Source organism: Streptomyces phaeofaciens, assembly GCF_014648915.1.
Lineage (GTDB): Bacteria > Actinomycetota > Actinomycetes > Streptomycetales > Streptomycetaceae > Streptomyces > Streptomyces phaeofaciens.
The window spans coordinates 1-22,026 of the sequence record NZ_BMSA01000036.1 but is presented as its reverse complement, the minus strand read 5'-3'; the positions used below and the strand labels follow the sequence as shown (position 1 = coordinate 22,026).

At 70.9% G+C, this 22,026-nt stretch carries 18 protein-coding genes; 12 read left to right on the top strand and 6 right to left on the bottom strand.

Annotation, left to right across the window (positions count from 1 at the left end; all coding sequences use genetic code 11):
• The first annotated feature begins 2 nt into the window (after positions 1 to 2).
• The 4 genes from eboE to IE275_RS39410 all read left to right on the top strand — a co-directional run bounded on the left by eboE (position 3) and on the right by IE275_RS39410 (position 5,979).
• Positions 3 to 1,172: a metabolite traffic protein EboE gene (eboE, locus tag IE275_RS39425; RefSeq protein WP_189717514.1), complete on the top strand. Its 1,170-nt coding sequence runs from the start codon at positions 3 to 5 to the stop codon at positions 1,170 to 1,172.
• Positions 1,169 to 2,551, top strand: a complete 1,383-nt coding sequence (locus tag IE275_RS39420) for an alkaline phosphatase family protein (RefSeq protein ID WP_189717513.1) — start codon at positions 1,169 to 1,171, stop codon at positions 2,549 to 2,551. The genes eboE and IE275_RS39420 overlap by 4 nt, the downstream gene beginning before the upstream one ends.
• A 53-nt stretch (positions 2,552 to 2,604) precedes the next feature.
• A complete protein-coding gene (locus IE275_RS39415; RefSeq protein ID WP_189717512.1) occupies positions 2,605 to 3,768 on the top strand; it encodes a sugar phosphate isomerase/epimerase family protein in 1,164 nt (387 codons plus the stop codon).
• 90 nt (positions 3,769 to 3,858) lie between these two features.
• The gene (locus IE275_RS39410; protein WP_189717511.1) at positions 3,859 to 5,979 is read left to right on the top strand and encodes a PQQ-dependent sugar dehydrogenase; all 2,121 of its coding nucleotides are present in this window, start codon (positions 3,859 to 3,861) and stop codon (positions 5,977 to 5,979) included.
• Between the two features lie 160 nt (positions 5,980 to 6,139).
• Here IE275_RS39410 and IE275_RS39405 read toward each other — a convergent pair whose 3' ends face one another.
• A complete protein-coding gene (locus tag IE275_RS39405) occupies positions 6,140 to 7,264 on the bottom strand; it encodes an SMI1/KNR4 family protein (RefSeq protein WP_189717510.1) in 1,125 nt (374 codons plus the stop codon).
• Positions 7,265 to 7,532: 268 nt separating this feature from the next.
• Positions 7,533 to 7,673 carry a twin-arginine translocase TatA/TatE family subunit gene (locus IE275_RS47340; protein ID WP_373299373.1) on the bottom strand — a complete coding sequence of 47 codons (141 nt, stop codon included), beginning with the start codon at positions 7,671 to 7,673 and terminating at the stop codon, positions 7,533 to 7,535.
• Between the two features lie 296 nt (positions 7,674 to 7,969).
• On the opposite strand from IE275_RS47340, the gene IE275_RS39400 reads away from it, so the two are divergent.
• Positions 7,970 to 9,166: a S8 family peptidase gene (locus tag IE275_RS39400; protein WP_189717509.1), complete on the top strand. Its 1,197-nt coding sequence runs from the start codon at positions 7,970 to 7,972 to the stop codon at positions 9,164 to 9,166.
• Between the two features lie 651 nt (positions 9,167 to 9,817).
• On the opposite strand, the gene IE275_RS39395 is transcribed toward IE275_RS39400, so the two are convergent.
• Positions 9,818 to 10,273, bottom strand: coding sequence for a MarR family winged helix-turn-helix transcriptional regulator (locus IE275_RS39395; RefSeq protein WP_189717508.1), 456 nt, complete (start codon positions 10,271 to 10,273; stop codon positions 9,818 to 9,820).
• Between the two features lie 86 nt (positions 10,274 to 10,359).
• Between IE275_RS39395 and IE275_RS39390 the strand changes: the two genes are divergently transcribed.
• Together IE275_RS39390 and IE275_RS39385 are read left to right on the top strand one after the other, a co-directional pair.
• The gene (locus IE275_RS39390) at positions 10,360 to 11,286 is read left to right on the top strand and encodes a quinone oxidoreductase family protein (RefSeq protein WP_189717507.1); all 927 of its coding nucleotides are present in this window, start codon (positions 10,360 to 10,362) and stop codon (positions 11,284 to 11,286) included.
• 110 nt (positions 11,287 to 11,396) lie between these two features.
• Entirely contained in the window at positions 11,397 to 12,581 is a 1,185-nt protein-coding gene (locus tag IE275_RS39385) for an FAD-dependent monooxygenase (protein ID WP_189717506.1), read from the top strand.
• Positions 12,582 to 12,805: 224 nt separating this feature from the next.
• On the opposite strand, the gene IE275_RS39380 is transcribed toward IE275_RS39385, so the two are convergent.
• Entirely contained in the window at positions 12,806 to 13,789 is a 984-nt protein-coding gene (locus IE275_RS39380; protein WP_189717505.1) for a zinc-dependent alcohol dehydrogenase family protein, read from the bottom strand.
• An 88-nt stretch (positions 13,790 to 13,877) separates the two neighbouring features.
• On the opposite strand from IE275_RS39380, the gene IE275_RS39375 reads away from it, so the two are divergent.
• The 4 genes from IE275_RS39375 (at position 13,878) to IE275_RS39360 (ending at position 18,878) form a co-directional block, all read left to right on the top strand.
• Positions 13,878 to 14,258, top strand: coding sequence for a winged helix-turn-helix transcriptional regulator (locus IE275_RS39375; protein ID WP_189717504.1), 381 nt, complete (start codon positions 13,878 to 13,880; stop codon positions 14,256 to 14,258).
• A 1,550-nt stretch (positions 14,259 to 15,808) separates the two neighbouring features.
• Positions 15,809 to 16,951 carry a PLP-dependent cysteine synthase family protein gene (locus IE275_RS39370; RefSeq protein ID WP_189717503.1) on the top strand — a complete coding sequence of 381 codons (1,143 nt, stop codon included), beginning with the start codon at positions 15,809 to 15,811 and terminating at the stop codon, positions 16,949 to 16,951.
• Positions 16,948 to 18,249 (top strand): MFS transporter, encoded by a 1,302-nt coding sequence (locus tag IE275_RS39365; protein WP_189717502.1) that lies wholly within the window; start codon positions 16,948 to 16,950, stop codon positions 18,247 to 18,249. Before IE275_RS39370 ends, IE275_RS39365 begins: the two co-directional genes overlap by 4 nt.
• Before the next feature lie 260 nt (positions 18,250 to 18,509).
• Positions 18,510 to 18,878, top strand: a complete 369-nt coding sequence (locus IE275_RS39360) for a peptidase inhibitor family I36 protein (protein WP_189717501.1) — start codon at positions 18,510 to 18,512, stop codon at positions 18,876 to 18,878.
• 551 nt (positions 18,879 to 19,429) lie between these two features.
• Here the strand turns inward: IE275_RS39360 and IE275_RS39355 are convergent.
• Both IE275_RS39355 and IE275_RS39350 read right to left on the bottom strand, forming a co-directional pair.
• Complete coding sequence (locus IE275_RS39355) at positions 19,430 to 20,092, bottom strand: response regulator (protein ID WP_189717500.1); 663 nt, start codon at positions 20,090 to 20,092, stop codon at positions 19,430 to 19,432.
• Positions 20,067 to 21,239, bottom strand: a complete 1,173-nt coding sequence (locus IE275_RS39350; RefSeq protein ID WP_189717499.1) for a sensor histidine kinase — start codon at positions 21,237 to 21,239, stop codon at positions 20,067 to 20,069. Before IE275_RS39350 ends, IE275_RS39355 begins: the two co-directional genes overlap by 26 nt.
• 175 nt (positions 21,240 to 21,414) lie before the next feature.
• Between IE275_RS39350 and IE275_RS39345 the strand changes: the two genes are divergently transcribed.
• On the top strand, positions 21,415 to 22,026 hold a 612-nt coding region (locus tag IE275_RS39345; protein ID WP_189717498.1), incomplete at its 3' end, for an MMPL family transporter.

Genomic DNA, 22,026 nt, shown 5'->3' with positions numbered 1-22,026 from the left:
GCATGCGCTTCCGGCACCCCGACGGCTCCACCGTCCACGTCGCCTACTGCACCAACGTCCACCCCGCCGAAACCCTCGACGGTGTTCTCGCACAACTGCGCGACCACTGCGAGCCGGTCCGCAAATGCCTGGGACGCGACCGCCTCGGCATCGGCCTGTGGCTCGCCAAGGGCGCCGCACGCGCGCTGATCAGCGACCCGGTGGCGTTGCGGAAACTACGGGCCGAGCTGGACCGGCGCGGCCTCGAAGCAGTCACGCTGAACGGCTTCCCCTACGAGGGGTTCGGCGCCGAGGAGGTCAAGTACCGCGTCTACCGGCCCGACTGGACCGACCCCGTACGCCTCGCGCACACCACCGACCTGGCCCGGCTCCTGACCGCGCTCCTCCCGGACGACGTCACCGAGGGGACCGTCTCCACCCTCCCGCTCGCCTGGCGCACCGACTTCGACGAGCACGCCGCCGCCACCGCCCGTGCGGCACTGACGACGCTGTCGGGGCGGCTCGACGCGCTGGAGGAACTGACCGGCAAATCGATCCGTATCGCCCTCGAACCCGAGCCAGGGTGCACGGTGGAGACCACCGCGGACGCGATCGGACCGCTGACCGCCCTGCCCGGCGACCGTATCGGCGTCTGCGTCGACACCTGCCATCTCGCCACGTCCTTCGAGGACCCGGGAACGGCACTGGCCGCGCTCGAGGCGGCCGGCGTCGGCATCCCCAAGGCGCAGCTGTCCGCGGCCCTGCACGCCGAGGAACCCCGTCGGCCGGAGGTCCGCGACGCCCTCGCCGCCTTCGCCGAACCCCGCTTCCTGCACCAGACCCGCACCCTCACCCCCGACGGACTGCGCGGCACCGACGACCTCGGCGAGGCGCTGGCCGGCGACGCCCTGCCCGACGACGCACCCTGGCGCGCCCACTTCCACGTCCCCCTGCACGCCCCGCCCGCCCCACCCCTCACCTCCACGCTGCACGTGCTCCAGGAGGCCCTGGCCCATCTGGTGGGAGGCGAGCGGCCGCGCACCCGCCATCTCGAGGTCGAGACCTACACCTGGCAGGCCCTCCCGCCCGGACTGCGCCCCCGCACCAGGACTCAGCTCGTCGAGGGCATCGCCGCCGAACTGACCCTCGCCCGCGACCTGCTCATCGGCCTCGGCCTGAAGGAGCTGCCATGAGCACCCGTCCCTTACCACTCCTGGTCCTCGACGTGGTCGGCCTCACCCCCCGTCTCCTGGACCACATGCCCCACCTCAAGGCGCTGGCGGCCTCCGGCTCGCAGGCCACCCTGACCACCGTGCTCCCGGCCGTCACGTGCACCGCCCAGTCGACCTTCCTCACCGGCACCCTCCCCGACGAACACGGCATCGTCGGCAACGGCTGGTACTTCCGCGAACTCGGCGACGTACTGCTGTGGCGCCAGCACAACGGCCTGGTCGCCGGGGACAAGCTCTGGGACACCGCCCGCCGCGCCCACCCCGGTTACACGGTCGCCAACATCTGCTGGTGGTACGCCATGGGCGCCGACACCGACATCACCGTCACCCCCCGCCCGATCTACTACGCCGACGGCCGCAAGGAACCCGACTGCTACACCCGCCCGGCAGCCCTGCACGACGAACTCACCGCGCGATTGGGCACCTTCCCGCTCTTCCACTTCTGGGGACCGGGCGCGGACATCGTCTCCAGCCGGTGGATCGCCGACGCGACCCGCCACGTCCTGCGCACCCGCCGGCCCGACCTGACCCTGTGCTACCTCCCGCATCTCGACTACGACCTTCAGCGGTACGGCCCCGACGATCCCCGCTCCCACCGCGCAGCCGCCGAACTCGACGCCGTCATCGGCCCGTTGCTGGCGGACGCCCGCGCCGAGGGCCGCACGGTCGTGGCCCTGTCCGAGTACGGCATCACCCGCGTCAGCCGTCCCGTCGACATCAACCGCGCCCTGCGGCGGGCCGGACTCCTGGAGGTCCACACCCAGGACGGCATGGAGTACCTCGACCCGATGACGTCCCGCGCCTTCGCCGTCGCCGACCATCAGCTGGCGCACGTCTACGTCCGCCGGACCGAGGACCTGCCGGCCACCCGAGAGGCGCTGAAGGACCTGCCGGGCATCGACGAGATCCTCGACGACGACGGCAAGAAGGCGAACGGACTCGATCACCCGCGTTCCGGCGACCTGGTCGCGCTCGCCGCACCGGACGCCTGGTTCACGTACTACTACTGGCTCGACGACGCCCGCGCCCCCGACTTCGCCCAGCTCGTCGAGATCCACCGCAAACCCGGCTACGACCCCGCCGAGCTGTTCGTGGATCCCGAAGATCCCTACGCACGGCTCAAGGCGGCCAAGGCGGTGGCCCGGAAGAAGCTCGGCATGCGCTACCGGCTCGCCGTCGTCCCCCTCGACCCCTCACCCGTACGCGGCAGCCACGGCCGCCTCCCCACGAGCGACGAAGAAGGTCCGCTCGTCCTGGTCTCCACCCCCCGCGCAGTATCCGGCCGCGTGGCGGCCACCGAAGTGAAGTCCCTGCTCCTGCGACTCGCCGGCCTCTCCTGAGGCGGCCGCCGCCAGACACCCGCAGCACCGTGACGACGAAAGAGAGAACCCCTGTGACCGCCTTCAACGACGAGACCGTCACCGGCGACGCCCTGCGCCGCGCCCTCGGCGTGAGCCGCCGCCGTTTCCTCAGCACCTGCACGGCCGCCACCGCCGCGGCGATCGCCGCCCCCGTCTTCGGCGCCGCACCCGCCGTGGCGCAGGACAGAGCGGAAGCCGCCGGCGGTGACCGGGGCCGCTCCGCTCTGGTTCCGCCGCACAAGCGCGGCATCATCCTCTACACCGTCCGTGACGCGGTCGGCCGTGACCCGCTGGCCTCCGACCTGCCCTCCGGCTTCCGCGAGGTGTTCGAGCAGCTGTCGCGCTTCGGCTACCGCCAGGTGGAGTTCGCCGGATACGGCCAGCACGCGAGCGCGCCCGGCGGCGCCGACCTGGGCACCGTCAAGGGCGCGAAGCTGCTGCGCTCCTGGCTCGACACGTACGGCCTGCGGGCCCAGGGCAGCCACGGCTTCATCCCGGCGTCCTGGCCGCTCACCCCGTCCGACCTGGACACCTTCAAGCGCTGGCTGGAGATAGCCAACATCCTCGGCATGGAGCACATGGGCACGGGCGCCGACCCCGTCGGCACCCCCTACCGCGCGGACTGGGACGTCGCCGCCGAGAAGTGGAACACCTTGGGCGCCATCGCCCGCCGCGAGGGCGTCAAGCTCTACACCCACAACCACGACAGCGCCTACGACTTCCTGCTCGACGGCGGCCCGCTCGACGCCCAGGGCCGGCCGACCCGCAGCTCCGGCATCCGGAAGCTGGAGTACTTCCTGAAGGTGACGGACCGCAAGAGCGTCCACCTGGAGCTGGACGTCTTCTGGGCGCACGTGGCCCAGTACAAGTTCCACACGTACACCGCCCATGACGGCTCGTCGCGCGAGCGAGTCTTCGACCCGGCGGCACTCGTGGTCCGCAACACCGACCGCTTCCCGCTCTTCCACGCCAAGGACGGCGTCGTCAACCCCCAGAGCGGCCTCGGCTACGACATGGTGCCGTTCGGCACGGGCGACATCGACTACCGGAGGTTCTTCACCCGGGTGGGTGCGAAGAACCACCGCAACCCGATGGTCGAGCAGGACAACGCGCCGAGCACGAGCGCGCCCGGCCAGTCCCTGGAGTTCGCCCGGGTCGGCTACGACAACCTCGCCGCCCTCCGCGCCTGCAACTGACACGACGTCACCCGGCATGCAGGCCAGGCGCGCTCCGGCGCCCCACACCCGCCCGGTGCGCCTGGCCATTCACCCGCGAAGGAGTTCTGAGTGCGCAACAGACGGATCGCCGCCCTCGTGGGGGCGGCTGCCTTGGCCGGAGCCGTCGGGCTCCTGCCCCTCCCCGCAGCCCAAGCCACCCCCTCGGCCCCCGTGCCGCCGGCCGCGTCGGACTTCCAGAAGGTCACCCTCAACGACCGCCCCGGCGAACCCATGGCCCTCGCCGTCCTGCCCGACCGGCGGGTGCTGCACACGGCGCGCACCGGAGAGGTCCGGATCCACGACCCGAAGAGCGGTGTCAACTTCCTCGCCGCCGACCTGAAGAAGAGCCCCGCCGGGCTCTACCAGCACGACGAGGAGGGCGTGCAGGGCATCGCCGTCGACCCCGGCTTCGCCAAGAACCACTGGGTCTACCTCTACTACTCGCCCCGCCTCGACACCCCCATGGACGACCCGGCCACCGCGGGCGTCAACGAAGGGGACGCACCGCAGTTCGGCACGGCCGAGGAATTCGCCGCGTACAAGGGGGTCACCCGGCTGTCGCGGTTCAAACTCGTGGGCAACAAGCTCGCCTACGCCACCGAGCAGAAGATCCTCGACGTACCGGCCGACCGCGGCATCTGCTGCCACGTCGGCGGCAAGATCGACTTCGACGGCAAGGGCAACCTCTTCCTGTCGACCGGCGACGACACCAACCCGTTCGCCTCGGACGGCTACGCCCCGCTCGACGACCGCCCCGGCCGCAATCCGGCCTACGACGCGCGGCGCACCGCGGGCAACACCGACGACCTGCGCGGCAAGGTCCTGCGCATCAAGGTCGGGCGCGACGGCGGATACGTCGTCCCGAAGGGCAACCTCTTCGCGCCGGGCACTCCCAGGACCCGTCCAGAGATCTACGCCATGGGCCTGCGCAACCCGTTCCGCTTCGCCGTGGACGACAGGACCGGCGAGGTCTACCTCGGCGACTACTCGCCCGACGCCAACAACGCCAACCCCGACCGCGGCCCGGCCGGCCAGGGGCGCTGGATGGTCATCGACCGCCCCGCCAACTACGGCTGGCCGTTCTGCGTGACCCGGGACCTGCCGTACCAGGACCACGACTTCGCCACCCAGACGTCGAGCGGGGCGTTCGACTGCGCCAAGCCGGTCAACGACTCGCGTCACAACACCGGCCGCAGTGTGCTGCCCCCGGTCACGGACGCGGAGATCGTCTACGGCTACGGCGCCTCCGACACGTTCCCCGAACTCGGCACGGGCGGCATCGGACCCATGGGAGGCCCGGCCTACCGCTACGACAAGCGGAACACCGCCGAGAACCGCTGGCCCGCGTACTTCGACGGCAAGCCGCTCTTCTACGAGTGGACCCGCGACCAGGTCAAGGCCATCACCCTCGGCGGCAGGAACGAGGTGCGGAAGATCGAGGACGCGATCCCCTCGATCACGACGGACGGTCCGATCGACGCCGAGTTCGGCCCGGACGGCGCGCTGTACGTCCTCGAGTACGGCACCGGGTACTTCGCGGAGCTGCCCGAGGCCCAGCTCTCCCGCATCGACTTCACGCGGGGCAACCGCACCCCGGAGCCCCAGGTCGCCGCGGACGTGCTCAACGGCACCGGCCCGCTGACGGTCCGGTTCTCCAGCGCCGGCACGAAGGACGCCGACGGTGACGCCCTGCGCTACGCCTGGGACTTCGACGCCGACGGCACCGTGGACTCCAGGGAGGCGAACCCGACGTACACCTTCACCAGGAACGCTGTCTTCGACGCCACTCTGAAGGTCACCGACAGCACCGGACGCTCGGCCTCCGCGTCCGTGCCCATCGTGGTCGGCAACAAGGCGCCGGTCGTCTCGCTCACCACCGACCCGGCTCCGCACGGCGGCGCGGTGTTCCACTGGGGCGACACGGTCACCTGGCAGGTCTACGTCACCGACGACCAGCCGGTGGACTGCTCGAAGGTCACCGTCTCGTTCATCCTCGGCCATGACTCGCACGGCCACCCGCTGTCGTCGAGCAACGGCTGCTCCGGATCGTTCCAGACGTTCGTGGACGGCGGCCACTCCGGTGCGGACGGCCTGAAGGCGGTCTTCAACGCCACCTACCAGGACTCACCCCCGGACGGCCTGCCGTCACTCTCGGGCAGCGCCGAGGTCGCGTTGACACCGGCCGACTGACCGGGCGCGACTCGACTCCCGACGCCCACGCAGGAGCGGGCGTACCCGCTGCGGGCCTCACGGCTCTCCGGTTGTGAGGCCCGCAGCGTCGCGCGGGCAGCTGTGCCGTGGACATTTGGTGTCGGCTGCCTACCTCGAACTCGACCGGTGCGGCGCTGAATCAGTGGTCATCAGCGGCTGCTGCTGCGTCGTGGGGCTCGAATGCGATGTAGTCGAGGGGGTCCTCGTCGCGGCGTCCGAGCGGGGGCAGGCCCTCGGTCGCGAACCGGCCGCGCAGCCACTCCAGCAGGGTTTTGGTGAGGTCGGTGTTGAGCGGTGGGCCTTGGTCGGCATGGCGCGGTACAACGATCAACGGCCAGTCGTCCGGCGTGGCACCTTCGGTCAGCCAGCACAGTTGGTCGCCGTCGATGGAGTTGGCGAAGGGCAGGAATCCCCCGGACTCGGGATGGACAGCCAGGGGATGATATTCAGGGAACTCGGCTCGCTGCCCCTGGTAGGTCTCCGCGTACCACTCGGCCCACGGTGCGAGCGCGTACCGGTCCTCGCCGAAAGGGATGTTGAAGCGCAGCCAGCCGCACCAGGAGCCGGCCCCGTACCGCTCCATCAGTCGTACGTACTCGCCGGGCAGACGTGTACCCAGCCGTTCGTACAGCCAGTCCCAGTTGTGCTTACCGAGCGCGGGTGTCTCCGGCGCCGGGACGAGCGCGATCAAAGTCTCCAGCCCGCTGCCCGTGGCAAGCGCCGTCCGCTGCTGAGGGGTTGGCTCCGGTCGCCGAGGCGGCGGTGTCCACGGGGTGCGCTCCAGGTCGGTGTGCATGCCGCTCCGGGCGGCCACCGGGCGCATGCCGTCGGCCACGAGCCCAGCCAGCGTCGGCACGAGCGGGGTCGTAAAGCGCCGCCAGGGGTCGCGACCCGCGTTCTCGTCGTCCTGACAGTGCATGACGACCGGCCACTGGTCGGGGTCGTCCGATGCTGTGGTGTCCCAGTAGAGGGTATCGGCGGTGCGGGTGGCGCCGAAGGGAAGGACGCCGGGGGCGTCACGCCGAGTCTGCTGGATCCAGGCCCCATAGTCGAACCAACCGCGGTTGACGCATGGCGTGTGAAGCCAGAGCCAGGCGCCGATGTCGAGCGGGCCGTACGCGGCGGCGATGGCCTTGTAGTCGGCGGGCAGGCTCGTCCCCAACCAGGACTCGACTGCCGCCCAGTCGACAGGTACGGCGTAGTCGGCCGGCGGATCGCCGAAGATCTCGGCGAAGGCGCTGACGTGCGGGTCTGAAGCATTCACGGATCTATGGACCTTTACCGGGAGCGAACGGGTGTCAACCAGGAGGGCGGGGAAGCACATGAGCTCCTTCCAGCCCGCCGCAAGGACAGGGGCAGGGCGGTTGGGCTGACAAATGTGGTGAAGCCCCTGGTGGATGGGCTTTCGACCAAGAGAACCGTCTCCATTAGAGGCTTCGCACGCTTGTCTACCCGTCGGGCGTCGACGTGTCCAGTTCTGTCCTGCGCTGTCGGCCCCGCTCCGGCAAGACCACCGGGGGCGTCCTGTTGGTTCAGAGCCTTCGCCTCGCTCTTGAAGATCCGGCGGCTCCGGCCGCCGAACGCGTCAGCTCGGGCAGCTTCGTGATCCCGAGGACGACCGCGACGACGAGGAGGATCAGGGCAAGCTCACAGCTGCCGGACGAGGGCTTCACACCCGTGTGTGCCGTTCCCGCCGTTCCCCGTGGGGGTGAACCTGCCGGGTCGGCCCGTGGACGGTTCCGGCAGGCAGGTGGCGGGGCCCGGGCGTCAAACGGGAAGGATCCATTCCCCGATGAGTGCGGAGACTCGCCGGAGGGCGCTGCCGGTCTGCTGGGCCAAGCGGACCGATGGATTCAAGTGCGGTCCGGGAGCGTGCCGATGAAGTGGACGGTCGGCCTCCGGAGCGTGTTCTCGGCGTCGTACGGGGGCCGCTCCGCCCTACCGTCCTTGTCTTCGGGAGTTCCCTTCCATGCGTCTGATCGCACGTGTCGCCACCGCCGCCGCCCTCATCGCCCTCACCCCGGTCGTCACCGCCGGCACGGCTTCCTCCGCGGACGCGCCGGAGCCGACCCCGGCACCGCTGCGGACCTCGGCCGACGCCGTGCCCGGCGAGTACATCGTCACCCTCGACACGGGCGTGGACGCGGCCGAGCTGGCGCGCCGGCTCGGCCTGGCGCCGAGGCACGTCTACTCCTCCGCCCTCAACGGCTTCGCGGCACCGCTCACTGCGCTCCAGCTGGAGGCGGTGCGGGTGAGTCCCGGGGTGAAGGCGGTCGAGGAGGACACGAAAGTGGCGTCCGCACCCATGCCGTCAACGCCCGGTGCGACCAGGGCACCGTCCTCTTCCTGGGGCCTGGACCGCATCGACCAGCGGCTGCTGCCGCTGAACGAGGACTTCACCGTAGGCGGCAGCGGTGCCGGGGTGACCGCGTACATCCTCGACACCGGCATCGACTACGCGCACACCGAGTTCGGCGGGCGCGCCAGGTTCGGCTACGACGCGATGCCGGACGCCGCGACCCGGCGCGGCCAGGACTGCAACGGCCACGGCACGCACGTCGCGGGCACCGTCGCCGGATCCACGTACGGCGTGGCCGGCGAGGCGAGCCTGGTGGCCGTGCGCGTCCTCGGCTGCGACGGCATCGGCACCTACGCCGGGATGATCGCGGGCATGGACTGGGTGGCGCGGAACGCCCAGCGGCCCGCCGTGCTCAACGGCTCCCTCGGCGGCCCGAAGTCCGAGGCCCTCAACAACGCCGCCGACGCCCTCTCCGACGCGGGTGTCCTGCCGGTCTTCGCGGCGGGCAACTCGTCCGAGGACGCCTGCGCCATCTCGCCCGCCTCGGCCACCCGCGTGGTCGCCGTGGCGGCGAGCAACCGTGACGACCAGCAGACCGGCTTCTCCAACTGGGGCCGGTGCGTCTCCCTCTACGCCCCCGGCCAGGAGATCGTCTCCGCGCGCCTGGGCGGCGGCAGCGTCGCCCTGACCGGCACGTCCATGGCCGCTCCGCACGTCACCGGTGTCGCCGCCCTCTACCAGCAGGCTCACCCGGACGAGACCCCGGCGGACATCGCCAGGTTCCTGAACGAGGAGTCCACCAAGGACGTCCTCACCTCCGTCAGCGCCGGCACGCCGAACCAGCTGCTGTACACCGGCGGACTCTGAGACGGCGCGGGCCCGGTCGACAAGGCCCGGCCCGCGAGCAGGATTCCGGAGTGGTTCGCGGCATGCCGGACAGGTGCAGGCGGGGGAGGACGGCGGTTCTGTGCCGCTCGCGCGCATCCTGCGCCGACGCGAGCGGCTGGTACTCGCCCACCGCGCGTTGGCGGTCTCGGCGTTTTCGGCGGGCGGTCGAGAGGATCGCCGGGCTGAACGGCCTTTGTCGTCTGCGGATCCGCCGGGAACGACGCGACGACATCCACGAAGCCCAAGAGGCTCTGACCTGGTGTTTTCTTGGACTCCTCGTAGGCTGTGGAGATCTGCCGGACTCCTGAGGGGGCTTCGCGAGTGGGCAGGCATGCTGTACGACGCTGCCGACATCGTGGTGCTGGAGGGTCTGGAGGCGGTTCGCAAGCGGCCCGGGAGGTTCAGGCCGCGGGCGGCGACTGCGCCGACGCAGCACGGCCCTGTTCCCGCACACGCGAGTGGCGTTGGAGGCCGCTCGTCGGCGCGGGGACGCCCGACTCGGCATGACAACAGCATCAGGCGGCGCCTCGTCGGCGGGCCCGTCGACCGTTGCTCGCCTTGCCCCACGCCCGAGGAGGCGAGGGTACGCCGCGGTGCCGGGCGGATGCGTCTTCGAGCGTGCGGGGTGGCTCAGCCCTGGACGGCGGGGCGCGGTGTGAGTGTCAAGGGCGGGGTGAGGACGGGTTCGAGCAACTCCGCGAGTTGCCGGCGCTGTGGTGCGTCGAGTCGGCCGGTCGCCGGTGCCAGGGCGTTCTGGACGTCCTGGTACAGCCTCCCGGCGAGTTCGCGGCCGGCGTCCGTGATGACGACGTCGACGACGCGCTTGTCGTCCGGATTGGCGCTGCGGGCCAGGAGTCCTCGCCGTTCGGCACGGTCGATGAGGCCGGACAGGGTCGACTTGTCCAGCCCCAGCAGCGCTGCCAGGTCGCTCATGCGGGGGCGCTGGTCGCGGAGGATCCCGAGGACCCGTAGCTGAGTGAGCGAGAGGTCGTGCTCGGCGCCGATGCGGGTGAGCACGCCCATGATCTGGAACGCGCTGCGGACGAGTCCGTCCACCAGGGCGTCTGCGGACTCCTCGGAGGTCATGGGCACCACCCTACTTGACATTGTTTGTATCACCAACAACCCTGGAATCGATTGGCAATACAAACCAAAAATCGGGAGACCTCCTCATGCGCGCCGCTGTCCTCACGTCGTACGACACCCCGCCGATCTACGGCGAGTACCCCGATCCGGCCGCCACCGGCGAGCACGACATCGTCGTGGAGGTCCTTGCCGCAGGCCTGCACCACCTGACCCGGGCGAAGGCGAACGGCTCGCACTACTCCAGCACCGGCACCCTCCCGCTCGTGCCCGGCGTGGACGCCGTCGTACGCGATGCGACGGGCCGCCTTCGCTATGCCGCCCTGGACGACACGGCGTTCGGCACATTCGCCGAGCGCACCGTGATCGACGTGCGCCGCAGCGTGCTCCTGCCGGAGGGCATCGACCCGGTCCGGATCGCGGCCGCGATGAACCCGGGCATGTCCTCCTGGGTCGCGCTGCGCCGCCGCATCGCCTTCCAGGAAGGCCAGCGCGTCCTCATCCTGGGTGCCACCGGCAGTGCCGGAAGGATGGCGATCCAGATCGCCAAGCGGTTCGGTGCCGCACGGATCATCGCGGCCGGCCGCGACATCACCCGCCGCAAGAGCCTGCCCGGCCTCGGCGCGGACCAGGTCATCTCCTTCGACGAGGTCCATGCCGCCGCCGACGTCGACGTCGTCCTGGATTTCGTGTGGGGGGCACCAGCGGCTGAGGCCATGCTCCCGATCCTCACCGCCCGCACCGACCGCTCGATCCCACTGGCCTGGATCCAGATCGGATCCATCGCAGGCGAGACCGCGCCGATCCCTTCCGCAGCGCTGCGCGCGGCCCGGCTGCACATTCTGGGCAGCGGCATCGGCTCGGTCTCGCCCCGTGACTTCATCGCCGAACTGCCGGAGCTCGCCGCAGCGGTCACGGAAGGTGCCCTCGACGTCCAGGCACGGGCCGTGCCCCTCGCCCAGATCACGCAAGCGTGGACCGACCGGTCCGGCGAGCGCCTCGTCTTCGTCCCATGACGCAACCGCCCGGCCGCCCGATCCCCGCCCGGGGCGGACGCCGACAGTCGCTCACCCCGGACAACTCTCCCGCTGCCTGCCGGCAGGCAGCACCGGTGCAAGGAGTGAACATGAGAAAACGCGCGTTGGCCGTGGGCCTTGGCATCGCGGGAATGTCCGCGGCCCTAGGGTTGCGCCGGGCCGGATGGACACCGGTGATCATCGAACGGTCGCCCCAGCGCCGCACCGGCGGTTACTTCGTCAACCTGATGCCCGAGGGCATGAAAGCGGCCGCCGACCTCGGTCTGGACAACCTGGACACCCGCAACCCCGAGCGCGGAACCACCTGGTCACTGAACCACCGAGGTCACCGCAGGCCCGCCCTGGGCTGGCTCGACCTGCCGGGCCGGCCGACAGCGATGGTCCGCGGCGACGTCGAGGTTGCGCTCTGGCACCAGATCAGTGATGACGGCGTCGAGGTGCGCTTCGCCACCGCGCCCGCGGAGATCGTCGAGGACGACACCGCGGTGGACGTACTGCTTGACGACGCCTCCACCGGCAACCGGTACCGCGAATCCTTCGACCTGGTCGTCGGCGCGGACGGGCTGCGCTCCAGCGTGCGCGGCCTCACCTTCGGCCCCCACGCACGGTTCATGACCACCTGGAACGCGATGGTCTGCGCGTTCGCGCTGCCCGAACAGGCCCCGTCGTTCGGCGCGCAGGACAGCCTCATCAGTGCTCGCGCCGGGCGCGCGGTGTGGGTGTTCGGCCTCGCGGACCGAGCGCCCACCGCCCTGCTGACCTACTGCACCAAAGCCCTCGACGAGCAGTTCACCGGAGACGGTACCGAGCGCCTGCGCGCGGTGTTCGACGACATGGACCATCCCGCCGTCCGGCACGTCCTGGACGCGCTGCCCACCACCCCTGATCACCTGTTCGACTCGGTGCATCAGGTGAAGATGGAGCGGTGGAGCACGGGCCGGGTCGTGCTCGCCGGCGACGCGGCGTGGTGCCTGACCCTGTTCTCCGGCATGGGCACCACAGCCGCCCTGAGAGGCGGAGTGGAACTCGGCCGTGCCCTCGCCGAACACCCCGACGACCTCGACGGCGCACTGGCCGCCCGGGAAGCCCGGCTCCGGCCCTTCATCACCGCACATCAGCGCATGGCCAGACTGAAACAGCAGTGCTTCGTGCCGACGAACCGTGCCCTGGAAGCAGTTCGCACGCTCGCCATGCACGTGGCCGTCAACGCCCGCCGAACAGTCACCGAGACGCGCCTCCTCCGGGCCGCCGCCGAGGCGCCGCACGGCGTGTGAGCAGCGTCGACCGGCCGGCGCCGTCCTGGGCGCGCGCGTCGAGTCTGCGGGCCGGGTCGAGAAGGACGTCGCCATGCGTCCGCCCGTCCGGGCGACCGGTCGCCGGTGGCCGGCGTAGGTCAGGGGCTTCACGAAGTGCCCGGCCGCAAGCAACTTGACCAGGCCCAAATGGGTCCAGGCCCGCCCGGGCCGCAGCCACGACCGTCCAGGCGGGCCATCGATTGTCAGACCGCGACGACGATCTTCTTCCCGGCGTGGAGCCCCTTTTCGAGGTGGCGGTGCGCCTCGACGACGTCGTCGAGGGCGAACACCTTGTCGATGGCGGGCCGTAGTGCTCCGAGGCGGAGGCCGGCGTTCAGGAAGGCCGCCATGCGCTTGACCGCATCGGCGTCGAGGGTGTGCTCGAAGCTCCGGTAGCTGAAGATCGTGAGCGGTGTGCCTCCCGGGAAGGGGGTGGGCCGGGGGTCGAGGAAGCCCGCGGTGACCAGAGTGCCGCCGGGGCGGGCCGCCTTCAGCAGATCCTGCTGGCCAGGACCCATGACCATGTCGAGGACGATGTCGGCGCCGGTCCCACCGGTGTGGTGTCGGGCGGCTTCGACAACGTCCCCCTGGTCGGTGGCGATGACCGCGGCGGCGCCGGCGGCGAGCAACTCGTCCGTCCTCGCGGTGTGCCGTGTCAGGGCGATGGGCACGGCGCCGATCTGCCGGGCGATCTGGAGCGCCGCCCGGCCGACGCCGCCGGACGCGGCAGTGACGAGGACGTGGTCGCCGGGCCGCATCCTCGCCTTCTCCACGAGTGCGCCGTAGGCGGTGGAGTAGGCGACCCAGACCGCGGCCGCCTCCGTGATGCCGAGGCCGGCCGGCCGGGCGACGACCCGGCTCGCGGAGAGCGTGACGTACTCGGCGTAGCTGCCCCTCGTGCTCGCGTCCGGAACGGCTGTGAGGATGACCGGATCGCCGATCTTCAGGCCGTTGGTCCCGGGGCCCAGCGCGTCGATGACGCCGGTCCCCTCGACGCCGAGGCGCGCGTGCGGCAGGGGGACGGGCGCGGGGGAGGCGCCGGAACGCATCATCTGGTCGAGCGGGTTGACGGCGAACGCCTCGATCCTGACCCGAACCTCGCCGACGGCGGGCTCGACGGCCGGCTCCTCGACGACGTGCAGGACATCCGGCCCGCCGAACTCGTCGAACACGACAACTCGTGGCATGGTGAATCCTCCGCAATCCGGTATGGGTTTCGTTGCTTGCGAAAGACGTTACGGAGCCGACGGTTACCTCCTGGTACCTTCGACCTTCATGCAGAACGAGTCCGGATCGGCCCTTCTCGCCGACTGCCCCACGCGGCTGGCGGTCGAGATCATCTCCGACAAATGGGCTGTGCTCGTGCTCTTCGGGCTCAGCCGGCGGCCTCGCAGGCACGGTGAACTCGTCGACCTGATCGGCGGCGTCTCGCGCAAGGTCCTCACTCAGGCACTGCGTCGCCTTCAGCGGTACGGCCTGGTGGAGCGCCATGCCGAAGAGCCGCGGCGGGTCGAGTACAGCCTCACCGACCTCGGCCGGACCCTCGTCGGGCCCATCGAGGTCCTGACCGACTGGGCGAGGGAGTACGGCGGGGCCATCGCCGACTTCCAGGAGGCGGCGGAAGCCGTTGCTTCCGCCCAGGGCTCCGGAGCCTGACCGAGCGGATCCGTGAACGCCGCGCCGGCAGCCATCGCGTCCCGCAGCACGAGCCGCGGTTCCATGCCGGCGGGGGCGAAGTTCTCGGGGCTGCTCCACCCCTTCGACGTCGAGGCCCGCACCGCCGCAGTGGTCGAGGACACTGTGGAGCCGGCGCGGGCCGAACCCGCCGAGGCCGAGACCGAGGCCGACACGGACGCCGAGGCACGGCGCTCGCCGGGCCCGGTGGGACCCTCCGCACAGTCGCCGCAGCAAACCAGCCATAAGCTTGGCGAGTTGACCCGCTCTTCCGGGATCGGTGGTCCGGTCACCGCCGACAGGCCGCTAGGATCACGGCATGGTTACGGCTTGGTCGCCCCGGTGCATAGGCGGGTCCCGCTCCGGTGCGGGTCCGTTGCTACGCGTGGTGGCCTTGGCTGTGCTCCTGTTCGGTGTCCTGGTGGCGCACGGCGCATGTGTGGAGAGTGCCGAGGGGCACCTGTCCACCAGTGCAATGGTTCTCACGGCGACGCCGGTCGAGAACACGCACCATGCGGGCGTGGACTCCGCGCCGCCGTTCGTCGCGGCAGCGGACGATCGCCAAGGCGGTGGCGGTCACGAACCGTCACATTCTGGGGAGCAGTGCGCGTCCGGACAACCTCAGCAGAGTGCTGCCTCGGCAATGCCCTGCTTTGCAGCGTCGGTTCGTGAATCGAGTCGTGCCGGGGACGCATCGGCCGTACGCGTACCTGTGGCCGGCGCGTCCGTTGACGGGGCATCACCCACGGCTCTGAGAGCAGCTTCCGCGGTGCGGCAGGTCTAGAGGCACAGAGTCCTCCAACCGGCCTGCCGGTCGTCACCGGTTCGGCTGATCACGCGCGACGAGCTTCGGTTTCCGTGCCCATGATGGGCCGGTCACGTTCGTCGATGCCGTCCCATCCCACCCATGTCTGCGGCCTTCCTCCGCCGTTGTCGGAGAGCGGTAGCAGCGCGGAGGACCTGTGCCGACCTTTTCCCGTACGCCCGCTCGCGCTCCATGGACGCCACGCGGCTCACTTCCATGGCTCCGACTCCTCTCGACGCTTCGCGGCACGATCGTCATGGCGCTCGTGCTGTGCGCCGTCCTGCACGGTGTGCCCGACACAGTGCACGGGGCGGTGCCGCCTCCCGCCGCCTCTTCGGCCGTGGCGGTGAGCGGCGATGCTCATGGGCACCATGCCCCTCACGGTGTCGAGAACTGCGTATCGGACGTGCTCCTCCGACCGGCGACCCCGTCGCATGAGGACATTCCCCTCGCCGCGATGGCCCTCGTCGTCCTCGCCGCCGTGTCCCTGGCGGTGGTCGGACCTGTCGTACGGCATGAAATCCGCAGACGTCGCAGCGCGCGCACCGGCCGCGCGGCGCTCGTTCGTACGTCCCGGTGGCGGATCTAGACCACTCGCTCGCGGTCGACCAGCCTCGTCGGTCGCCGCCTCCCCGGGCCTGGACGTGGATCTGTGATCCGCCCTGCCGCCCTGGGGTCGAGATGACCCGCACCCGTGCATTCATCGAGCGAGAGTGAAGAAACAGACATGCAGTCATTGACCAAGACCGCGGCTGCCCCCGGCCGGTCGGCCCTGTCCGGGCTGGTGGGCAACACCCCGCTGCTGCGGGTGTCGGAGCCGCTGGCCCCGGCCGGGCGCGGCTTCTGGGCGAAGCTTGAGGGGTTCAACCCCGGCGGCATCAAGGACCGTCCGGGACTGCACATGGTGGAGCGGGCCCGCGCCCGTGGCGACCTGCGGCCCGGCGGACGGATCATCGAATCCACCAGCGGCACCCTGGGTCTGGGACTGGCGCTGGCCGGGATGGTGTACGGCCACCCGGTCACCCTGGTCACCGACCCGGGGCTGGAGGTGTCCATGACTCGGCTGCTGACCGCGTACGGCGCCCAGGTCAACGTCGTCTCGGAGCCCCACCCCACGGGTGGCTGGCAGCAAGCGCGCCGTGAGCGCGTGCAGCTGCTGCTGGAGCAGCACCCTGATTCCTGGTGCCCGGACCAGTACAGCAACCCGGACAACGTCGCCGCCTACACGCCGCTGGCCCTTGAGCTCGCCTCCGAGATGGGCCACATCGACGTGCTGGTGTGCAGTGTCGGCACCGGAGGCCACTCGGCCGGTGTCTCCCGGGTCCTGCGGCAGCTCTACCCCGAGTTGACCGTCGTCGGCGTGGACACCACCGGCTCCACGATCTTCGGTCAGCCCGCCCGGCCTCGCCTGATGCGCGGACTCGGCTCCAGCATCTACCCCCGCAACGTCGCCTACGGCAACTTCTCCGAGGTGCATTGGGTCGCCCCGCACGAGGCCGTGTGGGCGTGCCGGCAGCTGGCCGCCTCCCACTACGCCACCGGCGGATGGAGCGTGGGCGCCGTCGCGCTCGTGGCCGGCTGGCTGGCCCGGACGACGCCGGCGGACGCACGCATCGTCGCCGTCTTCCCCGACGGCCCGCAGCGGTACCTGGGGACGGTCTACGACGACGACTACTGCGCCGCCCACGGCCTGCTGGACGGGCCACCGGCTCCCGAGCCCGACCTGATCGGCCGCCTGGACGAGAAGGAGGTCACCGCCTGGACCCGGTGCACCACCGTGGTCGATCCCCTCACCCTGCAAGGAACTCGGCTCGGCGTCGCCGAGGACGTCCCGGGCGTCGAGCCCGAAGCGACGGAGGAGAACCGGTGAAGGGGCTGTTCACACAGGCCCGGTCCCACGAACGCAGTGTCCAGCTGTTGATGGTGAACCAGTTCACCATCAACCTCGGGTTCTACATGCTGATGCCCTACCTGGCCGCCCACCTCTCCGGCACACTCGGCCTGGCCGGCTGGATCGTCGGACTCGTCCTCGGCGTACGGAACTTCAGCCAGCAGGGCATGTTCCTCCTGGGCGGGACCATGGCCGACCGGCTCGGCTACAAGCCGATGATCGTCGCCGGGTGCGTGCTGCGGACCCTCGGCTTCGCGACGCTCGGACTGGTGGACTCACTCCCCGCACTGCTGGCCGCCTCGGCGGCCACCGGGCTGGCCGGCGCGCTGTTCAACCCCGCCGTACGGGCGTACCTGGCAGCCGACGCCGGGGAACGCCGAGTCGAGGCGTTCGCCCTGTTCAACGTCTTCTACCAGGCCGGCATCCTGATGGGACCGCTCGTGGGCATGGTGCTGACCGGGGTGGACTTCCGCGTCACCTGCCTGGTGGCTGCCGGGATCTTCGCGCTGCTCAGCGTCGTACAGATCCGCGCGCTGCCCGCCCGGCGGGCCGAAGACGCGACGCGGCAGCGGAGCGGCGAAGGCCCCGGCGTGCTCGCCCAGTGGCGCGGCATCCTCGCCAACCGGCCTTTCCTCCTCTTCTCCGTCGCCATGATCGGCTCGTACGTCCTGACGTTCCAGGTCTACCTGGCCCTGCCACTGGAGGTTCGCCGGCTCGGCGGAGACGACGTGTTCGGGACGGCGGCGGTGGCGGTGCTGTTCGCCGTCTCCGGACTGAGCACCATCCTCGGTCAGACGCGGGTGACGGCCTGGTGCAAGGCACGCTATGAGGCCGGGCAGGCGCTCGTGCGCGGGCTGCTGGCGATGGGCCTGGCCTTCGTTCCCCTGCTGCTGGCCACGGCGATCCCCGTACCGGCCTCCGGGATCGGGCTGTGGCTGCTCGCAGCGGTACCGCCGACACTCGCCGCGCTACTGCTCGCCTTGGGCACGATGATCGCCTACCCGTTCGAGATGGACACCATCGTCCGCCTCAGCGGGGACCGCCTCGTCGCCACGCACTACGGCCTCTACAACACGATCTGCGGCATCGGCATCACCGTCGGAAACCTCGGCACAGGTGCCGCGCTCGACGCGGCCCGCGCGGCCGGTGTGCCGGCGCTGCCCTGGATCACGCTCGCCGCGCTCGGGCTGGCCTGCGCGGCCGCCCTTCACGGCCTGCACCGCACCGGTCGACTGACAGCACCACCCGCCGCCGCACCGCTGCACGCGACCACCTGACCGACCCGGCGCCGGCTCAACAGCCCGCCGACTTGGGGGCGGGGCACCGCACGGAGCCCCGCCCCTGCTGAGCCCTGCCCTTGACCAGGAGATTCCTGATGCCGGCACTCGCCCTGCCCCACCCGAATCCCTGTGACCAACGTCATCTCGGTGAACCACATGCGCGCGGGGACGGTCCTACGACCGGATGCCCTCGAGAAGCGACAGCTGGACGCGGCGACCATGACCGCGCTTCCAGGGCAACAACGGGAAGGACACTCATGAAACTGACAGTCAAAACCGCGGTGTTAGCGGCGGCCATCGCCTCCACCGCCGTACTGACGGCTCCGGGAACCGCGTCGGCCGGCCCCAAGGACGCCTGTATGGGAGGTATGGTCTGCCTCTTTGACGGCCACAACAACACCGGCGACATGGTGCAGCTCTATCCGGTGGACACCCCCAACATCGGTTGGGCGTGGAACGATCGGGCCAGTTCGGTGTGGAACCTCAGCGACGGTCAAGTCTGCATCTGGACCGATGCCGACTACAACGGCTACCACTTCAGCATCCCGGCGGGCGGGAAGCAGGAACTTCTGTTCCTCTACGACAACGCGGTGTCCTCCTTCTCGGTCAGTGGCTGCGGAGGCTGAGCCGGCTGGTTGACCGAACCCGCCGTCCACCCGCGCTTCGAGGGAGGACGGCGGGATGTGGCCGGATGGCGTCCCGCATGGGACACCGGTGGCGAATTCGGCGGTGGTCACCCTCGGAGGCTGCCCCGCCGCTGTCACTACCGGCGGAGTTGTCGCACGATCGAGGGGCGGCCCCCGGAGACCGCCCCTCGATCGTTTCGACGCCCACCACACTCCCGCCGCCCGGCGAAAGACCAGGACAGACAGTGAGATCCTGCCGGCCTACTGGGGCGCGTATCGAGTTGTGATCATCGGGTGGTCCTGGTGAGGTCTTTGATCCAGATCATCGAGGCGTGCAGGTGGAGACCGGCGAGGTAGCTGTCGGGAGTCTTGTCGTATCGGGTGTCTCACCGTCCCGGTTCCGGCCTCCTGGCACGTCACGCTCTCGGGCGGGTGAGGCGCGTGGAGCCGACGTGAGCCGGCCGGTGCACTGATGTCCGGCCGGTGCACAGATGTCCGGCCGGTGCACTGATGTCCGGGCGGGACTCATGGGACATGGCCCGGCACCCGGCTCAGGTTCCGGGGAGGATACGGCGCGTTTCGTAAGCCCACATCGCGATCTCGACCCGGTTGCGGGCGCCGAGTTTGGCCATCAGGCTGGCCAGATGCGTCTTCACCGTGCTGAGGCTGATGTGCAGGGCATCGGCGATCTCGGTGTTGGTCAGCCCGCGAGCGACGGCGAGGAGCACCTGCTCCTCGCGGGCGGTGACGGGGGAGACCGGCTGGGCCACGGGCCGGCCGGCGGGCAGGTCCGCGAATGCCTGGAGCAGACGGACGGTGACGCTGGGCGCGATGAGCGCCTCACCGCCGGACGCCGACCGTACGGCCTGCGCCAGAAGGTCCGGTCCCGTGTCCTTGAGGAGGAATCCGCGGGCGCCGGCACGCAGCGCGCCGTAGACGTACTCGTCGAGGTCGAACGTGGTGATGACGACCACGGCCAGCGGGTCGGCGACGCCCGGGCCTGCGACCAACCGGGTGGCCTCGAGCCCGTCGATCACGGGCATGCGGATGTCGAACAGACAGACGTCGGGGCGCAGTTCGCGGGCCAGACGTACCGCTTCCTGTCCGTCGGCGGCCTCGCCGACCACCTCGATGCCGGGCTGGGCGTTCAGCATGATCCGCAGCCCGGTGCGGATGATGGTCTGGTCGTCAGCGACGAGGACGCGGATGGGCACCGCTCTCGGTCCTCCCTCTCGGCAGCTCGGCTTCGACATGCCAGCCCTGGTCGGCGCCGGGGCCGGCTTGTAGTGTGCCGCCGAGCAGCGTCGCGCGCTCGCGCAGTCCGGTGAGTCCGTATCCGGCACGGCCTCGGCCGGTGCGGTGGCCGTTGTCGCGCACGCTCACCCGTACCGTGTGCCGTTCCGCGGTGACCCGGACGACGACCTCGGTCGCGTTGACCGCATGGCGCATGGCGTTGGTCACCGACTCCTGCACAATGCGGTAGACGGCCGCGTCCACGGCCGGGGGCAGCGTGTCCAGTTCGCCGTCGAGGCCCAGGTCGACCCTGAGGCGACCACCCGGGGTGCGCACCAGGCGCTCCAGATCCGCGACGCCGGCAGGCGGCGCCAGCTCGGCGCCGGCCCCGCGGTCGCGCAGCGCGGCGACCATGGCGCGCATCTCCTCCAGCGTGCGCGCCCCTTCCTCCTCGACCCCCTCCAGCGCCTCGACGGCGGCGGACGGGTCGGTGCCCGCGAGCACCCGGCCCGCCTGGGCGCTGATCACCATGGCCGAAACGTGGTGGGCCACAGTGTCGTGCAGTTCCCGGGCGAGCTGCTCACGCTCGCGAGAGCGTACCTGCTCCAACTGCCGCTCGCGAGCGGTCCCCCAGAACCGCACGGCGGCCCCGATCAAGCCGGGCAGCGACAGGAAGACGAAGCCCCCGACCTGTTCGGCGGCCGGAGTGTCGTCCGCGATGACCCCCAGCACGAAGGCCGTGAGGATCACCGCGCTGCCCAGCACGATCTCCCGTCCCGATCCCCACCGGGGCAGCGCATACACCAGCACGAGCACGACCACGCCGGTGTCCAGGCCGACGGGCTCGCGCGGTGCGGCGACCAGTGAGGCCACCTGGAGCAGGATCACCGAGCCGAACGCCAGCGTGACCGTCGCCAGTGGGCGGGTCCGGCGCCACAGGGGCAGCAGGCACAGCCATACGGCGAACACCACCGCCACCGGCCGCCACACGACGTTCTCGCGCAGGGTGGCCTCCAGCACCACAGCGCCCAGGCTCGCGGCCAGCAGCGCCCAGTCCCGCCACACCCGGGCGGGCGCGTCGGGCGGCCGGGGTTCGGTCCACAGGGTTCGCAGGTCGTCTCGCAGCACGGTTCTCAGCCTAGGGGCCGCGCCGTGCCGCGCATCGGCCGAAAGGACGGGTCGTCACTCCGCCCCGCGGCCGACGGATCCGCGGCCCGCGGGCCGATGCCGCGGAGCGCCGCGGCGACGAACCTCGGCATCGTCGGCCGTACAAGGACGGCCGACGAGGTGGTTGGAGGACCCGATGCTCTCGAAAGCCCTGTTGCGCCTGGGCGCAAGCGCCGCCCGCCATCCCTGGCGGGTGATCGCGGCATGGCTGATCGCCGCCACGCTCGCCGTCCTCGCCGCCGTCGCCTTCGGCGGGCGGACCGCGGACTCGATGACCGCTCCGGGGCTGGACTCCCAACGGGCCGCGGAACTGATCGAGCGGGCCGGCACCGGCCAGGAGGGGATGACCGCCCAAGTGGTCGTCACCCCCCTCGACGGCGGTGCGACGTTCTTTGACGACGACGGCGCGCGCACCGCTCTCACGCGGCTGCGGGCCGAGGTGAAGCGGCTGCCGCACGTGCTCGGCACGAGCGACCCGGCGGGGGCGCTCGACGCGGGCGGGGACACCGCCGTGCGCGGCGGCCTTGTCTCGGCCGACGGGCGGATCGCGGTCGTCCGGGTGCAGTATCCCGACCAGAGCCGGCTGTCGGCCGAAGACCTCGACGCCCTCGTCGATCTCGGCGACCGGCTGCGCGCCGAGCTGCCCCTGCGCATCGAGATGGGCGGGAACCTCTTCTACGTCTTCTCCGACGCGGACGGCGGCGCGAGCGAGCTGATCGGCCTCCTCGCCGCGGCCGCGATCCTGTTC

Bases quoted from the DNA above. Each gene is read 5' to 3' on its own strand.
- eboE (WP_189717514.1), top strand. From the start codon at position 3: ATGCGCTTCCGGCACCCCGACGGCTCCACCGTCCACGTCGCCTACTGC.
- IE275_RS39420 (WP_189717513.1), top strand. From the start codon at position 1,169: ATGAGCACCCGTCCCTTACCACTCCTGGTCCTCGACGTGGTCGGCCTC.
- IE275_RS39400 (WP_189717509.1), top strand. From the start codon at position 7,970: ATGCGTCTGATCGCACGTGTCGCCACCGCCGCCGCCCTCATCGCCCTC.
- IE275_RS39395 (WP_189717508.1), bottom strand. From the start codon at position 10,273: ATGACCTCCGAGGAGTCCGCAGACGCCCTGGTGGACGGACTCGTCCGC.
- IE275_RS39390 (WP_189717507.1), top strand. From the start codon at position 10,360: ATGCGCGCCGCTGTCCTCACGTCGTACGACACCCCGCCGATCTACGGC.
- IE275_RS39385 (WP_189717506.1), top strand. From the start codon at position 11,397: ATGAGAAAACGCGCGTTGGCCGTGGGCCTTGGCATCGCGGGAATGTCC.
- IE275_RS39380 (WP_189717505.1), bottom strand. From the start codon at position 13,789: ATGCCACGAGTTGTCGTGTTCGACGAGTTCGGCGGGCCGGATGTCCTG.
- IE275_RS39375 (WP_189717504.1), top strand. From the start codon at position 13,878: ATGCAGAACGAGTCCGGATCGGCCCTTCTCGCCGACTGCCCCACGCGG.
- IE275_RS39370 (WP_189717503.1), top strand. From the start codon at position 15,809: ATGCAGTCATTGACCAAGACCGCGGCTGCCCCCGGCCGGTCGGCCCTG.
- IE275_RS39360 (WP_189717501.1), top strand. From the start codon at position 18,510: ATGAAACTGACAGTCAAAACCGCGGTGTTAGCGGCGGCCATCGCCTCC.